Annotated in this window: 13 protein-coding genes; 9 read left to right on the forward strand and 4 right to left on the reverse strand. The window is 65.1% G+C overall.

From position 1 onward, the window contains the following. Window positions 1-19: 19 nt before the first annotated feature. Window positions 20-985 (reverse strand): lysylphosphatidylglycerol synthase transmembrane domain-containing protein, encoded by a 966-nt coding sequence (locus IFT89_RS01960; RefSeq protein WP_202938058.1) that lies wholly within the window; start codon window positions 983-985, stop codon window positions 20-22. A 62-nt stretch (window positions 986-1,047) separates the two neighbouring features. Here IFT89_RS01960 and IFT89_RS01965 point away from each other — a divergent pair, with 62 nt between their 5' ends. Then, a complete protein-coding gene (locus IFT89_RS01965) occupies window positions 1,048-2,271 on the forward strand; it encodes a glycosyltransferase family 4 protein (protein WP_202938059.1) in 1,224 nt (407 codons plus the stop codon). 46 nt (window positions 2,272-2,317) lie between these two features. Here the strand turns inward: IFT89_RS01965 and IFT89_RS01970 are convergent, their stop codons facing one another. Continuing rightward, entirely contained in the window at window positions 2,318-3,259 is a 942-nt protein-coding gene (locus IFT89_RS01970; RefSeq protein WP_202938060.1) for a glycosyltransferase family 2 protein, read from the reverse strand. A 124-nt stretch (window positions 3,260-3,383) separates the two neighbouring features. On the opposite strand from IFT89_RS01970, the gene IFT89_RS01975 reads away from it, so the two are divergent. Further along, entirely contained in the window at window positions 3,384-6,293 is a 2,910-nt protein-coding gene (locus tag IFT89_RS01975; protein WP_202938061.1) for a hypothetical protein, read from the forward strand. On the opposite strand, the gene IFT89_RS01980 is transcribed toward IFT89_RS01975, so the two are convergent. Next, window positions 6,290-7,030 carry an ABC transporter ATP-binding protein gene (locus IFT89_RS01980; RefSeq protein ID WP_202938062.1) on the reverse strand — a complete coding sequence of 247 codons (741 nt, stop codon included), beginning with the start codon at window positions 7,028-7,030 and terminating at the stop codon, window positions 6,290-6,292. The genes IFT89_RS01975 and IFT89_RS01980 overlap by 4 nt on opposite strands. Then, window positions 7,027-7,866: an ABC transporter permease gene (locus IFT89_RS01985; protein ID WP_202938063.1), complete on the reverse strand. Its 840-nt coding sequence runs from the start codon at window positions 7,864-7,866 to the stop codon at window positions 7,027-7,029. Before IFT89_RS01985 ends, IFT89_RS01980 begins: the two co-directional genes overlap by 4 nt. 216 nt (window positions 7,867-8,082) lie before the next feature. On the opposite strand from IFT89_RS01985, the gene IFT89_RS01990 reads away from it, so the two are divergent. From IFT89_RS01990 to IFT89_RS02020, 7 genes are all read left to right on the forward strand, one after another. Beyond that, window positions 8,083-9,030: a class I SAM-dependent methyltransferase gene (locus IFT89_RS01990; protein ID WP_202938064.1), complete on the forward strand. Its 948-nt coding sequence runs from the start codon at window positions 8,083-8,085 to the stop codon at window positions 9,028-9,030. Window positions 9,031-9,118: 88 nt separating this feature from the next. Further along, window positions 9,119-9,379, forward strand: coding sequence for a hypothetical protein (locus IFT89_RS01995; RefSeq protein WP_202938065.1), 261 nt, complete (start codon window positions 9,119-9,121; stop codon window positions 9,377-9,379). Window positions 9,380-9,382: 3 nt separating this feature from the next. After that, window positions 9,383-10,921 (forward strand): glycosyltransferase family 2 protein, encoded by a 1,539-nt coding sequence (locus tag IFT89_RS02000; protein WP_202938066.1) that lies wholly within the window; start codon window positions 9,383-9,385, stop codon window positions 10,919-10,921. An 18-nt stretch (window positions 10,922-10,939) separates the two neighbouring features. Beyond that, window positions 10,940-12,175 carry a rhamnosyltransferase WsaF family glycosyltransferase gene (locus tag IFT89_RS20085; protein ID WP_202938067.1) on the forward strand — a complete coding sequence of 412 codons (1,236 nt, stop codon included), beginning with the start codon at window positions 10,940-10,942 and terminating at the stop codon, window positions 12,173-12,175. 7 nt (window positions 12,176-12,182) lie between these two features. Continuing rightward, entirely contained in the window at window positions 12,183-13,100 is a 918-nt protein-coding gene (locus tag IFT89_RS02010) for an NAD-dependent epimerase/dehydratase family protein (RefSeq protein ID WP_307783385.1), read from the forward strand. A gap of 109 nt (window positions 13,101-13,209) precedes the next feature. Beyond that, window positions 13,210-13,671: a hypothetical protein gene (locus IFT89_RS02015; protein WP_202938069.1), complete on the forward strand. Its 462-nt coding sequence runs from the start codon at window positions 13,210-13,212 to the stop codon at window positions 13,669-13,671. Continuing rightward, complete coding sequence (locus tag IFT89_RS02020; protein WP_202938070.1) at window positions 13,668-15,848, forward strand: hypothetical protein; 2,181 nt, start codon at window positions 13,668-13,670, stop codon at window positions 15,846-15,848. The genes IFT89_RS02015 and IFT89_RS02020 overlap by 4 nt, the downstream gene beginning before the upstream one ends. Window positions 15,849-15,850 lie beyond the last annotated feature (2 nt).

Genomic DNA, 15,850 nt, shown 5'->3' on the forward strand with positions numbered 1-15,850 from the left:
GACGGGACCGGATCGATGCTCAGTGTGGGTCGGGTCCCGTCGTATCGTCCGGCTCGTCCTCGGCAGTGGTGAGCGGCTCGATCCCTACCACCCGACCGCGCAGGATCGCGTATCCGCACACGGCGACGTCGACGAGGATCAAGACGAACCGGCTGACGAGGACGATGCCGAGGATGCTCGACGCCGCCACGGAGTTGGTGAGCGCGAGGGCGAGGATCGCCTCGCGGACCCCGGCGCCAGCCGGAGCGACGATGGCGAGGAACCCGACCACCCAGGCCAGGGCGTAGCCGCAAACGGCAGGGAGAAGGGCTGCAGGGTCGACCGTACCGAGCGCGCTCAGAATCGCCCAGATGTGCACCCCGAACCACGCCCAACTGAGCAGGGACCACACCACGGCGGCGAGGAGTGAGCCGGTGCGCAGCGTCGGCAGCTGATCGGAACGGCGTAAGAACCTGAACATCACCCTGAGGATCCGTCGCAACACGGGCGGCAGGACCGCGAAGGTCCCGAGTGCGATACAACCCACGAGGAGCCACGCGTATCCGCGGAGTGCGGGGAAGCCAAGGAGTGCACCTGCCGCAAGGGTGGACCCGGTCACGAGGCTCACCCCCAGCTGGGCCGTCAGGGTGACGGCAGTCGTCGTCCTCGGCAGACCGGCCCGTCGTCCGAGTTGGCTGCCAGCTACGATCGGCCAAACGCCGCCGGGCAGGTACTTGCCGATCTGGGACACGAATACGACGAAGGACGCGTCCCTGATGGTGATCCGATACCCGAACGCGAGCACGATCGACCGCCACGTCAGCATCGAGCAGCAGACACCGAGGAAACCGGCGAGCAGGGATCCGAGGAGCCATCGCGGGTCCATCCGGGCGACGCTCGAGGTGAACGAGTCCCAGTTGACGGCGACGGTCCCGACGATGAACGCCACCACGAGGATCGCGAAACCGAGCTGGATCGGTTTCTTATACTGGGAGAGCGTCTTCATGGGAAGAGCCCATTATCCCGTAGACAGCGGGACCCACCCCCGCCCAGGACCGGAGCTGCTGCATGTCACGACCCCGTCTGCTCGTCCTCGCCTCCACGTGGCCTGGCCGGGCCGACGACGGCACGCCGTCCTTCGTCCGAGACCTGGCGGTGGAGGAAGGTGCGGAGTTCGACGTGCTCGCCCTTGTGCCCGCCGTCCCCGGAGGTCGTGCTGTGGAGCGGGACGGGCCCGTCACCGTCCATCGTTATCGGTACTTCCCCCGAGCCTTCGAAGACCTCGCGCATGGCGCGATCCTGGAGAACCTCAGGAAGCGGCCGTCGCGTTGGCTGCAGCTGCCGAGCTTGCTGATCGCGCAGTTCATCGCCACGAGGCGTGCCGTACGTTCGTTCCGTCCTGACGTGTTGCACGTCCATTGGATCGTGCCCCAAGGCATCATCGCAGTGCTCGCGGCTCCAGGGGTCCCGAAGCTCCTGACGTCGCCGGGTGGGGATATCTATGCACTCGACCTCGCGCCAGTGCGCTGGTTGAAGCGGCGTGCGCTCCTCGATGCCGACCGGGTCACCGTCATGAACCGCGACATGGCCGATCGAGCCGCGGCGCTAGGCGCCCCGCGAGAGCGCGTCTCGGTCCTTCCCATGGGTACCAGGAGACCAGGTGTGGCCGCGGTACCACTGGCCATGGAGGCTGGCACGAGCGACCCGTCACCTCGCGGGGACGCGCCGCCGACACGCATCTTCTTTGTCGGCAGGCTCGTGGAGAAGAAGGGGGTACAGATCCTCCTCGCCGCGCTGCGGTCCCTGCCCCCCGAGCGATCCTGGGAACTGCGGATCGGCGGGGACGGTCCACTCCGCGCGGAATTGACCGCCGCCGCCGCCGGGCTACCCGTGACCTTCCTCGGGCAGTTGGACCGCACCGCGCTCGCCGTGGAGTTCCGCGCGGCCGGACTGGTCGTCTTCCCCTCCGTGCTCGCGTCGTCCGGCGATCAGGACGGTCTGCCCGTCGCCCTATTGGACGCGCTCGCTGCGGGGGTCGCCATCGTCGCTTCTGCCCTGCCCGGCCTGGATGAGGCGGTCGTCGACGGCGTGAGCGGGGTGCTCGTTCCCTCCGGCGATACGGCGGCTCTCGCCGACGCAATAACCCGCCTCCTCGGCGACGGCGAGCTTCGTGCTCGTCTGGCCCGCGGAGCGCTCGATCGAGCGAGTGACTATACGATCGAGGGTGCAGGGGATCGCTACCGCGCACTGATGCTCGACATCCTCTCGGAGCGCGCCTCGACGGCACAATGATCGCTCATGGAGTGCGGCCGTCTCCTGTGATCGCGCCTCGCGCGGGTCAGTCGCCGTACCGCTGGAGTTTAAGGAGGTCGAGGGTGTCCTCGCTCAGAGTCCGATTGATCCTCGTGAGGTCGGCAAGCACCCCGATGGCGAATGACAACAGCGCACCCATCAGTAGGGTCGCTCCCACGAGGAGTGACTGCAGGTGTGAGCCGTCGCTGCCGATCGTCATGAGGATGGCGTACCGGACGAAGGGAACGAGCCCGCCGATCGCGAGGAGGAGGCCGAGACCGGCGAATACGACGTACGGCCGGTACATCAGGTAGGCGCGCGTGATCGCCACTCCTGACTGGACCATGTGTTCCCCGATGTTGCGGAAGAGCCGTGACTCCCGGGTCTTCGGGTTGGTGGTCACGGGGATGCTCGTGATCGCGAGCCGCTTGTATCCCGCCTGGATGATCGTCTCCATGCAGTAGCTGAACCGCGTTACGACGTTCAGCCGGATCAGCGCGTGCTTGGAGTAGGCGCGAAACCCGCTGGCTGCGTCGGGGAGATCGGTCCCTGCCGCCACGTTGACAACTCGGCTACCGATGCGTTGCATCGTCTTCTTGAACGGGGAGAAGTGTTCGATCGATGCGGTCTGCCGGTCGGCGACGACGATGTCCGCCTCGCCGCGCAGGATCGGCTGGACGAGGTCGCCGATCCGCTGCTGCGGATACTGGTTATCGCCGTCAGTGTTGACGACGATGTCGGCGCCGTGGAGGAGCGCATGGTCGACACCGTCTCTGAATGACCGGGCGAGGCCCATGTTGCGAGTGTGACGCACGATGTGGTGCACGCCGTGCTCCCGCGCGACTTCGACGGTGCGGTCGCTCGAGCCGTCGTCGACGACGAGGATCTCGATCTCGTCGACACCGGGGATCGTCTTCGGAATCGACGCCAGGACGAGCGGGAGGGTCCGCTCCTCGTTCAGGCACGGGATCTGGACAACGAGCTTCATCCGGGTCCTTCCGTTGGCGTTCGGCGTCTCCCACTGTATCGGCCGGCTCCTCGAGCGTGACACCTCAGACGGTCCCGACTCCGGCATACTGGAGTGGACATCAGGTCGACGGTGAAGGCGGGCAGTGGCTGTTTCAGGCACGGACGAAGACCGTATCCGCCCGTCCCACGGTTCCCCCTGGCTGGAGCGCGTCGTCTCGATCGTCGCGTGGGCTGCGCTCGTCGCATTCACGCTCCTCACCATCGGGCTCCCGCTCGTCGGCGTCGGCACGTTCCTCGGTACTGATCTCCTAACCGGTTTCGCCCCGTGGTCGAGTTCCTTGGCTTCGACGCACCCGATCATCAACGGCCTCGTCGGCGATACGATCGACACCGTGACGCCCCAGACCTGGGCGATCGCCGAGGCGGCGCGCTCCGGAGAACTGGCCGCCTGGAATCCATACGTGGCGGGTGGCGCGGAGCTCGGCGGCCTGCCCAACTCGGGAATCTACTCGCCGCTGTCCGTAGCGTGGTGGTTCGTGCCGCTCGCCTACGCTCCCGGGATCTCGAAGCTCATCGAGATAGCCGTCGTGGCGCTCGGCATGGCCCTGTTCCTCGGGCGACTCAGGGTTCCGCACCCGGCGTGGCCCGTAGCGTCGATCATCTTCCTCTCCTCGGGCTTCATGATCGCTTGGACGAACTGGTCGCAGACCCAGGTTGCGGCGTTGATCCCGCTGCTCTTCTGGACGTTCGACCGGGTGGCGACGCGACGGTCGTTCTTCGACGCTGTGCCGCTCGCTCTCGTGGCAGCCTCCATGATCCTGGGCGGATTCCCCGCCGTCACCGCTTACGGGTTCATGTTCGGTGCACTGTATGTCGTCGTGCGGGTCCTCGTCCTGCGGCAGCGGTTCCTGGACATCGTCCGGGTCGCTGTGACCGGCGTTCTCGGGCTGCTCGGCGGATTCGCACTGTCCGCATTCGTCCTCCTTCCATTCGTGATCAACGCGTCGAGCGTCATCGACTTCAGTGTTCGGCGTCAATCGTCCGAGATGCGGTTGAGTCTGCTTGATCTCCTGTCTTCGGTCATCCCCAGTGTGCTGGCCGCGGCGGAGGCGGGACCGGAACCAGTCGATTCAGCGATCGAGCGGTTCTCGTATATCGGTGTCGCCGCGGTGGTCCTCGGGCTACTCGCCATTGTGCTCCGGGCACGTTGTCGTCACAGCGCCGGCCCGTTCTGGTTCATCGTGACCGCGCTCGTCGGGTGCATCGTCGTGATTTACATCGGAGGCCCTCTGCTCGAGGCGTTGCAGACGCTACCGGTGTTCTCGAACAATCCGATCGCGCGACTCCGGGTGATCGCCGGCTTCTTAGCCGCGGTGCTCGCCGCCTTCGGGGTGACGGCGCTGCTCCGGATCGGCGGGATTTCAGAACCCGAGCCGGAGGCTCGGCCGAGCGGTCTCGTGGCGAACCTCACGTGGCCGGGCGTCGGCATCGCGTTCGGCGCAGCCGTGGTGTTGCTCGTGGTGAACGGTGTCGACTCCGCCCTTCGCTCGATTGCTGCACCGGAGCTTCGGGCCCTTGCCGATCAAGTGAAGGCGGAGGCGGTGTCGGCGATCTGGATCGCGTGCATCGTTCTGGCGGTCGCGGTGCTCGTGGTCGCTGTGCCCTGGCAGCTCGCGAAGACCGTCGCGATCTGTGCCGTTCCGTTGCTCGTCGTCGGTCCGGCCATCGTGGTTGCAGACGGCTGGTGGCCGAAGTCCCCGTCGAACACCGTCTATCCGGTCACACCGGCGATCGCGTTCCTGCAGGAACATGTGGGCGAGGACCGCTTCGCGACCGCCGAACAGACGATGCTCCCCGGAACGGCGACCATGTACGGGGTCCGGTCGGTCGGAGGACATGCGTACCACACTCGCGAATGGAAGCAGCTCCTCGAGCAGGTCGAGCCTGACGGGTTCATCTCGGCCACGTATTCATCGCTCCGCAACGGAACGCTCGATGAGTCGATCGAATCGCCGATCCTCGACCGGCTCGGCGTGCGATACGTCATCGTCGATCCGAACCTCGGGGTACCGGGAACGGTGGAATCCGCGTCGGAGGGGCCTGGCACTATCCCGTTCGGTTCCCAGACTCCGGTTCGGTCCGCGTCCCGAGTAGGCCCGGTGCGGAGCGTGTTCTTCAGGTTCGCCTCAGGGGTCCAAGACGCGCCGGACGGCTCCCGGCTCGTCGTCCGACTGGTCGATGATGCCACCGGTGCACAGCTCGCCAGGACGGCGACCTGGTACCCGCATCTGGAAGGGCTTCGTTCCGTAGCTGTCGTCGGGGAGGGGATTCCGGAGTCGACATCGTGGCACGCTGAGCTGACGCTCTCCCACGGCACGGGCCTCATTCCTCAGGATGCTGCTAGCCCTGACGTGATAGCCCTCTCCGTCGTCCGTCCCGTGGCCGACACTCTGCGCGTGGTGCACACGGGCGATGCGACGATCCTCGAACGCCAGTCCGCGTTCGCGCGCGTCCGTTGGGCGAACTCAGCTGTCGTGGAGAGCTCTCCGACTCGACGCGTCTCGATGATGGACGATCCCGATCTCTCGAGCGACACCGTCCTGCTCGAACACCGGGCGGATATGGCTCCCAACGAGGACTCGTCGGCAACCATCTCTCCCTCGACGCAACAACCGGACGGCGAGCAACGTTTCGCCGTGACCTCGGATGGCGCCGGGTGGGTGGTCATCGAGGATTCCCTGCGGCGCCCGGGCTGGTCGGCGACGATCGACGGTACAGCGGTGCCGCTGCTCGAAGCGGAACATGCCGGGGCAGCGATCCGTGTCCCCGGCGGCATTCATGAGGTGGTCATCAGCTACGAGGTGCCGGGCAGGTCTCTGGGGTTACTGATCAGCCTCGTGGCCGCCGCCGCGATCCTCATAGCGTCCCTCTGGCAGTGGCGTCGACGTCGGGGACGTCGAATCAGAGCGACGAGAACCTCGGGGAGATCGTCGAGCTGTGCGAGCCGCCCGCGTGACTCCCCGTCGTGTGACGAGCTCCCGGCAGCTCCTTAGGGCTGATGCGGATACGTCGCCTCATAGGCTGCGATCACTGGGTCGGCCTCGCCGACGAGCTCGAGGTCGCCTTTGTTGATCCAAGCAGCGTGATCGCACATCTGCTTGACGGAGCCCATCGAATGGCTCACGAGGATGACCGTCTTGCCCGCCTTCTTGAAGTCCTCGAACTTCTGGAAGCACTTCTGCTGGAATTCCGCGTCACCGACCGCCAGGACCTCGTCCACCACCAGGATGTCGGGGTCGACGTTGATCGCCACGGAGAATCCAAGGCGGACGTACATGCCGGAGGAGTAGTTCTTCACCGGCTGATCGATGAATTGCTCGACCCCGGAGAAGGCGACGATGTCGTCGAACTTCCGTTGCACCTCTTTGCGGCTCATACCGAGGATCGATCCGTTGAGAAAGACGTTCTCGCGCCCCGATAGCTCAGGGTGGAACCCCGAACCGACCTCGAGGAGTGCCGCAACCTTGCCGTTGGCGGTGATCGTGCCGGTCTCCGGATAGAGGATGCGCGCGAGGCATTTGAGCAGGGTTGACTTGCCTGAACCGTTGCTGCCGATGAGTCCGAACGTGGAACCGGTCGGGACCTCGAAAGAGATGTCGCGCAGCGCCCAGAAATCTTCGTGCACGGACACCTTGCGGCGCATGATGGCCGACTTCAGGCTCTGGTTTCGCTCATGGTACAGGCGGAACTTCTTGCTCACGTTCTCGACGTGGACAGCGGTTTCGGTCATAGGATTTCGGCCAGTCTCTTCTCTTTGCGCGTGAACACCAGGAACCCACCGACCAGGGCGACGAGCGCCCAAGCGACGCAAGCCAGCACATCGGACGGGTCGGGCCAGCGCTGGTCGTACATGAGGTTTCGGAACACCGCGACGAAGTGGTACATCGGGTTGAGCTCGTAGATGTTCATGATCGTGATGTCCGTGCCCAGCAGGCCACCGATGCGATCCGATTGAGTCTGCACAAGCGACGGGGGGTAGATGATCGGCGTGAGGTACATCCAGATCTGCAGCAGGATCGAGATCAGGTGCTGGGTGTCCCGGAAATACACGTTTGCGATCGCGAGGAGCAGGCCGACTCCGGTGGCGAAGGCGGCGAGGACGACCATGAACACCGCGACGAGCGGCAGCCACAGCAGGACCCCCCAGCCTCCGACAGCGCAGAGCACCAGGACGAGCACCGCCATCTCGAAGAGCCAGTTGTACCCCATGGTCAGCACGGCTGACACCGGCAACACCACGCGAGGGAAGTAGACCTTGGTGATGAGGCTGGCGCCACCGACGATCGCGTTCATGCTCGACGTGAGTGCGCCGGAGAAGAAGGACCAAGGCAGGAGCCCGCAGAGCAGCCACACCGCGAAGATGTGCAGACCGCTGGGGTCGCCCGGGTCCGGCTCGGCGCGGAGCAGGAAGTAGAAGACGAAGGAGTACACCAGCATCGACGACAGCGGGCTGACGAGCGACCACAGTCGACCGAGGATGGTACGACGGTATTGACCACGAATGTCTCGGAGAGTGAGATTCGCCAGGAGTTCCCTGGCGGATGCCAGATCCCTGAGATACTGCATGGAGCCTCGATTTGGGGTCGGGTGGTGAAGGGCGTAACCCGGTCAATATACCGTAGCCAGGCTGAGAGACCGGCGGGCGGCGCGTCATCCCTTGGAGCCTCGATCGTCCGGGGTTCGGCCGCCCGTGGTGGTGGCGGTGTCCTAGGGTGGAGCCGTGCACGACCGGGGCTTTCGGTCGTCCGCCAGGGGCGGGATCGATCCGACGGAAGGACGCACATGACGAGGAACGAACAAGCGGAACCGTCGGACGCACTGCTCCGCGAGACGGCCGTGCCCTGGATTGGCAAGGCGTCCTACTGGACGCCGTCCCACCTCGTCCCGTCTGCATGGCACGAGCACGCTCCGTTCATGTTCTGGTTGATCGATGCGCTGCGGCCGGATACGTATGTCGAGCTCGGCTCCCATAACGGCTTCTCCTACTTTGCGGTCTGTGAGGCGGTCGCGAGACTCGGCTTGTCGACGAGGTGTGCTGCCATCGACAGTTGGGAGGGCGATGAACACGCGGGCTTTTACGGCGACGAGGTCTACGCTTCGGTCAGCGAGATCAACGATCGTGACTACGCAGCGTTCTCGCGGTTGATCCGGTCCTATTTCAGTGACGCCGTCGCAGAATTCCCGGACGCATCGATAGAGCTGCTGCATATCGATGGACGGCATCGGTACGAGGACGCGCTCGAGGATTTCGAGACCTATCTGCCGAAGCTGGCGCCCACCGCGGTTGTGCTGTTCCACGACACGTTCGAGTTCGACCGTGGGTTCGGCGTGCATCGACTGTGGGCGGACCTCGCCGCACGTCATCCCGAGACCAGCTTCCAGTTCGAACACGGACACGGGCTCGGTGTGCTCGGGATAGGTCCGGACCTTCCGGTGGCGGTCAGACAGTTCTTCGCCGCGGCACGACGAGAACCTGACCGGATTCGCGGCGATTACGCGCGACTAGGTTCGGTGATCGAATCGCGAGCCGAGCGCGACGCCGACCTCGCCGGGTCCAGACACCAGGTCGAGGTCCTCCGGGGCGAGATCGAGGCGCTTCGCGAGCACGCCCGTCGCCTGGACGAGGCCGTGGAGGCAGAGCGGTCCCGGTTTGCAGAGATCAGGGACAGCACGGCATGGAGGATGACCGCGCCCGGGCGCCGGATCGTCGAGCGTCTCCGCCGACGCTGACGCCGCTTCTACCGTCGGTCTGCTTGGAACGCCCGATGTTAGACTCGTGGAGTTAAGCCGTCCAGCGCCCACGACCAAGGGAATCTCCATGCCGACGAAACGTCCGACCCCCGAGCAGTTGGCCAGTGAGGAGCGGGTGCTCGCCCTTGTCGACAGGGTCATCGGACTGGAGGCGGAGCTCGCGCGAGCATCCATCTACTTCTCGCCGACCAAGGACGATTTCGACGTCCTGGAGCGGGAGATGCAGGGGCTCCGACAGCAGCTCGCCGCAGTGCACGCCACCCGCACCTGGAAGGCCGGGCGACTGGTGCTGACGCCGTTGCGGATCCTGAAGCGCGGGCGTGCCTGAGACATGGTGACGCACTCCGCGGAACCCCGAAACGACGGTCCGCTCGTCTCGTTCGTCGCGCTCAGGCCATCGGCGGCCAGGGTCCGGTCGCTGCAGCTCGCGCTCTCCTCGCAACAGCGGTGGGAACTTGTCCTCGTCGGCGCCGAGGGCGTCGAAACCGTCGCCGACACGCGACTCGTCCACGTCCCAGCTGACGTCGGCGTACCGTTCAGCATCGCGGTCTCTCGTGGTGTCGCGGCAGCAGGCGGCACATTCGTCTCCGTGCTGCCGGAAAACGGTCTCCCGTCCTCGGACGCGCTGGCGACCATCGATGACTGGCTGCTCCGGACTCCCGACGCGAGCGTCGTGTACACCGACGAGTCCTCGGTGCGTCGTGATGGCGGCATCGAGGTCGTGCGCAAACAAGGCCCAGCGCCTGAGCGTCTCCGCTGCCAGTTCTACTTCGGCGACCTCCTGCTGTTCCGACGCGACCTCCTCGAGGGGTTGGGTGGATTCTCAGACGGTATCGACGGAGCGGAGCTCTACGACTTCACGCTTCGGGCCAGTCGCTCCGGAGCGGTCGTCCTCCACATCCCGCGCGTCCTGTTCGACGCTCCAGCCGTCCGGGAGATCGGGGCGTTCGCCCCTGTGAGCCTCGGGGCGGTACGGCGCGTCCTTGAAACGCATCTGGCGGCCACTGGCGGCGGTACCGTGCTCGAGGTCTCGGCCGATGGTGTGCACGAGACGATCCGGCCCATCCACGGCGCCCCGCTCATCTCGATCGTGATCCCGACGCAGGCTCGGTTGGGGACGCCGCTCGAGCCGGGTGGTGCGCCGCACAGCTACCTCCTCCACGCCCTGCGCGGATTGGTCGAGAAGACGACGTACGAGAACTTCGAGGTCGTGCTGGTCGTCGACTCCGATCCGGACGCCGCGGTGATCGATGAGGCAACGCGCCTACTCGGCGATCGGTTGGTGATCGTCGATTACGACCTGCCGTTCAACTTCGCGGCGAAGGCGAATCGCGGTGTCCTGAACGCCGTCGGCGAGTACATCCTCATGTTGAACGACGACGTGGAGATCATCACACCGGGGTGGATCGAATCCCTGCTCTCGCTTGCACAGCTCCCGGGGGCGGGTATGGCCGGCTGCATGCTGTACTACGAGGACGACACGGTGCAGCACGGCGGGCACCACTATTGGATGGGGAGCCCGACCCATATCGGGCTGCAGGTCCCACGTGGTGAAGCCGGCCCGGAGCACGCCTTCGAAGTCGAGCGCGAGGTCATCGGCGTCACCGCGGCCTGTTCACTGTTCCCACGTGAGGTGTATCTGGAGGTCGGCGGAATGACCACGCTCCTTCCGGGCGCCTTCAACGACGTCGACTTCTGTCTGAAAGTGGCGGAGCGCGGCTACCGGGCGTATTGGACCCCGCGAGCCGAGCTGTACCACTTCGAATCCAAGACGCGCGACGCGAGAGTGCGGGCGTACGAGCTCGAGACCCTCGGTCGTCGCTGGCGTCACCGTCTGCACCAGCCCCAGTACTGGCCGTTCCCGGAATAAAGAGGTCGGTTCGCCGATATGAGACCCATCACCAACACCCTCAAGAACGCGGCATCCGTCCTGAAGCACGAGGGTCCACGCTTCTTCTGGAAGCGTGTCGAGCTGCACATCAAGGCACGGTTCGCGGGCAAGAAGCTGATCCTCCCGGTCAAGATGGAGGATGCGCTCGCCGTCGATTGGACCGAGCCCGGCCCCCAGCTCTCCGATCCGATCACGGTCACAGATCGCAAGTCGCACATTGCCTGGGTGATGTCGCCCCCGAGCGCGACGAGCGGCGGTCACCAGAACCTCTTCCGGTTCATTGACTACGCCGAGCGTGCGGGGCACACGTGCAGCGTGTACATCTACAACAGCCTCGGCGTGATCGTGAAGGAGGCCGACCTCAAGCAACTGCTGCGAGACTCACCGGCTTACCCCGACGTCAAGGCTCGCGTCCACAACCTCGACGAGCGAGGGGTCGCTGCAGACGTCGACGCCATCTTCGCCACCGGTTGGGAAACCGCCTACCCGGTGTTCCGCGACCCGTCACGGGCCCGCCGCTTCTACTTCGTGCAGGACTTCGAGCCGGCGTTTTACCCGGCCGGATCTGAGGCCATTCTCGCCGAAAACACCTATCGGTTCGCGTTCCACGGCATCACTGCCGGCGGGTGGCTCTCCAAGAAGCTGCGGGACGAATACGGCATGCCCACGGACCACTTCGACTTCTCGGTCGATCGCACGCACTACAGCCTGATAAACCGCCAGCCTCGCAAGGAGATCTTCTTCTACGCCAGACCGGTCACACCTCGACGGGCATTCGAACTCGGGGTGATCGCGCTCGCGGAGTTCGCGAAGCAGCGGCCGGAGTACACCATCAACATGGCGGGATGGGACGTCTCGGACTGGGACATCCCGTTCCCGTACCAGAACCTCTCCGGGCTCTCCATCTCGGAACTGAACCCGATCTACAACCGCTGTGCAGCCGGGCTCGTGCTCTCGTTGTCGAACATGTCGCTCCTTCCGCTCGAACTCATCGCCAGTGGGGTGGCCCCGGTCGTCAACGATGCTCCGAACAACCGCCTGGTCTCCGACAACCCGTACATCGAATATGTACAACCCGCGCCGGGCGCCATCGCCAAGCGTCTCGTGGAGGTCGTCTCGCGCGAGGACGCGCTCGAGCGCTCCATCGCGATGTCCGAGTCGCTCGAGCACACCAGCTGGGACGATAGCGGTCGACAATTCGTCGAGGCGTTCGAACGGGCGATGCGTGGCTAGGGCGCTGGTGATCGGAGCCAACGGGTTCATCGGGTCGCATCTCGTCGACGCACTCGTCGGCGCTGGGCACACGGTCACCGCGTTTGACCGGTTCAGCGGTTCCGGTGTGCCGAGCTTCCGAAGCTCGGCAGCCACGATCCTGCGTGGGGAATTCCTCAGCCGCTCAGATCTCGAGTCGGCGGTTCAGGGCCAGGACCTCGTCTTCCACTTCCTCTCCACCACGACACCGGCCACAGCGGAGAGCGACCCGACACTGGATGTTCGAACGAACGTCGCTCAGACGGTCGAGCTGCTCGAGTCGTGCGCCAGCGCGGGGGTTGACCGATTCTTCTTCGCCTCAACTGGTGGAGCGATCTACGGTGGTCAGGGCAAGCGCGAGTACGTCGAGACGGACCGAACCCTGCCCGTGTCTCCGTATGCGATCGGTAAACTCACGATCGAACACTACCTCAGGTATTTCGAGGCCATGCATGGGCTCCGGTCGACGGCTCTGCGGATATCGAATCCGTACGGCACGCGTCAGCACCCGAACAAGAAACAGGGGCTGATCCCGATAGCCCTGCGCCAGATCGCGCTCGGTGAGGCCGTGGTGCAGATGGGTGACGGCTCCATGGTCCGCGACTACATCTACGTCGACGACGTCGTTCGCATGATCGCCGAGATGGCGGGGCAGAACCCGGCGCACGAGGTCTACAACCTTGGAAGTGGCGGCGGGCTGTCCGTGGTCGAGGTCCTGGCTTCGCTTCGGCGGGTGACGGGCATCGACTTCACGGTGACGTCCCGACCGGCGCCGAAGACCTTCGTCGATCGTGTCGTGCTCGACATCTCACGCTACCGGGGCGAGTTCGGTGAACCGTCGTTCGAAGCACTCGATGACGGCGTCGCAGCCACCTGGCAGGGCATTCTCAGCGAACATTCTGGCTAGTGTGCCACGCCGCTGCTCCGCAAGTGTCGCGCTGCTCGCCCTCCGCCAGGTACCCTGAGCGGGGGGTACCCCCATGCCAGCGAGAGGAATTGCCCGGATGCACCATCGAATGAGGAAGTTCGGCCCGGGTGCCTTGACGCTCGCCATGGCGGCTCTTGTACTCAGCGCCTGCACTGCCCCAGCGTCACCATCATCGCCGAAGCCGACCATTTCGCCGTCGACCCTGGCCCCGGGTAACGAGATCGACAAGGACGCCCAGCCCACCGCGGTTCCCCCGGAGGTCGTCCTCGTCTTCGCCTCCATGGATGAGGACGGCGCAAGTGCCTCAGCTTCGGCTTACGTCGCTGGTGTCCTGGAGAACGGAGGCGTATGCACGTTCTCCTTCACCCTCGGTGACACGGTCGTTACGCGCGAAGCGGAAGGCCTTGCCGACAAGTCGACCACGACATGCGGCACTGTCCAAGTGCCCGTTACTGAGTTGAGCACGGGTACCTGGACGGTCGCTGTGCAGTATGCCTCCGCCACTACGCCGGAGCTCGCCTCCACCACCTCTGTATTGGAGATCCCATGAGACGCGGCTTCACCCCGGCAATGGTGGCGGTCATCGCCCTGCTCGTCGGCTTCTTCACGTTCATTCCGACGGCACAACCCGCGAATGCTGCGGACGCCAGGAACTTCAATCCCGGGTACATCATCTCGGACCAATTGTTCTACAACGGCGGAGCGATGTCCGCCGGCGAGGTGCAGACGTTCCTCAACGCGGCGGTGCCGTCCTGTCGAGCCGGCTACACCTGTCTTAAGGACTACCGCCAGGCGACGCCGTCTCGCGCCGCCGTCGCCGGTCGGTGCGCGGCCTACACCGGTTCGGGTAACGAGACGGCAGCTCAAATCATCACGAAGGTCGGTATCGCCTGCGGGTTCAGCCAGAAGGCGATGATCGTGCTGCTCGAGAAAGAGCAGGGCATCATCACCGACAGCTGGCCATCGGACCGGCAGTACCGCAGCGCCACCGGGTATGGGTGCCCGGACACGGCTGATTGCGACTCGAACTACTACGGGTTCTTCAACCAGGTCTACGCTGCCGCTTTGCAGTTCAAGAACTACCAGGCGAACCCCACACGTTGGAATCATGTTCCCGGCCGGGTCAACGCCGTCAGGTACAGTCCTAACGCCGCCTGCGGGAGCAGCCAGGTCTACATCCAGAACGCCGCCACTGCGGGACTCTACAACTACACCCCCTACCAGCCGAATCCGTCCGCGCTCGCCAATCTCTATGGCACTGGCGACGGGTGCGGTGCGTACGGCAACCGGAACTTCTGGCGCATGTACACCGACTGGTTCGGATCGACGACCGACGCTCCGAACCCTGTCGGCGTGATCGACGAGATCAGTGCAGCGGCGGGGAGTTCCAACGGATCCCTCACGGTCCGCGGCTGGACCTTCGACGCCAATCAGCCCTCCCGGTCCATTGAGGCGCATGTCTACGTCACCTATCCCGATGGAAGCGTCCGTGGGACCCCGCTCCAGGCCAACGGCTCGCGGCCTGATGTCGGCAACGCCTACCCGGGGGCGGGGGCAGCCCACGGGTACTCGACGAAGATCCCCGTCGACCGGGGAGGCACCTACCAGGTCTGCGTCTACGGCATCGGGCTCTCCGGCAACAATCGAGTCCTCGGTTGTCAGGCGACGACCATCGAGCAGAATCCTCCGAAGGGCTCTTGGGACGACTTCACGACCACCGGGACCGGCGCCTCGACCGCGCTGAACGTTCGTGGCTGGACGTTCGACCCCGATGTGGCCACGGCGGTCAACGAGGCACACGTCTACGTGACGACGCCCGATGGCCGCACTGTCGGGACCGCGCAGCAGGCGAACAAGGCCCGACCCGATGTCGGAGCCGCTTATCCCGGCGCGGGAGCCGCTCACGGATGGGAGATGTCCATTCCAGCGACGGCGGCCGGCACCTACAAGGTCTGTGTGTACGGCATCGGAAAGTACTGGAAGAACGTCGGGGCCAACCCGTCATTCGGCTGCCGGAGCACGACGCTGGTGAGTGCATTCCCGTCGGGATCGCTCGACGATGTGTCGTTCGATCTGAACCCGGCTGCACCAGCCCTGAACGTCCGAGGATGGACGTTCGACGCCGGTGCCTCCGCCAGCTCGATCCCGGCTCACATCTATGTCACCGGACCTGATGGGCAGACGACCGGCTACGGACGGAACGCCGACAAGCCGCGCGACGATGTGAACCGAGTGTTCGGCATCACCGGGTCTCACGGGTTCCAGGAGTCGATTCCGCTGACGAAGCAGGGCAAGTACACCGTCTGCGTGTACGGCATCGCGGTGTCGCCGCTCAGCGTCGGGAAGAACACGCAGCTCGCCTGCCGCACGATCACGACCGCCGCGGTTCCACCGATCGGATGGTTCGATTCCGCTACGGTTTCGGCGGACGGTTCGGTCGCCGTGAATGGCTGGGCTGTCGATCAGCAGGTGGCATCGATGCCGATCCAGGTCCACTTCTACATCACGCGGCCCGATGGTTCGGTGCGGGGCATCCCGTACACCGCTGGGGCGACGCGCGCGGATGTCGCTGCGGTGTACCCGTGGGCGGGGCCGACCCACGGCTTCGCCGAGACGTTCAAACTCGACCAGCCAGGCACATCGCAGATCTGCGCGATCGCAATTGGAACGGCGTGGCCGAGTGTCGGATCCAACACGTCGCTCGGATGCAAGTCCGTCCGGTACTGATC

The organism is Plantibacter sp. CFBP 13570 (genome assembly GCF_014841395.1).
Lineage (GTDB): Bacteria > Actinomycetota > Actinomycetes > Actinomycetales > Microbacteriaceae > Plantibacter > Plantibacter auratus.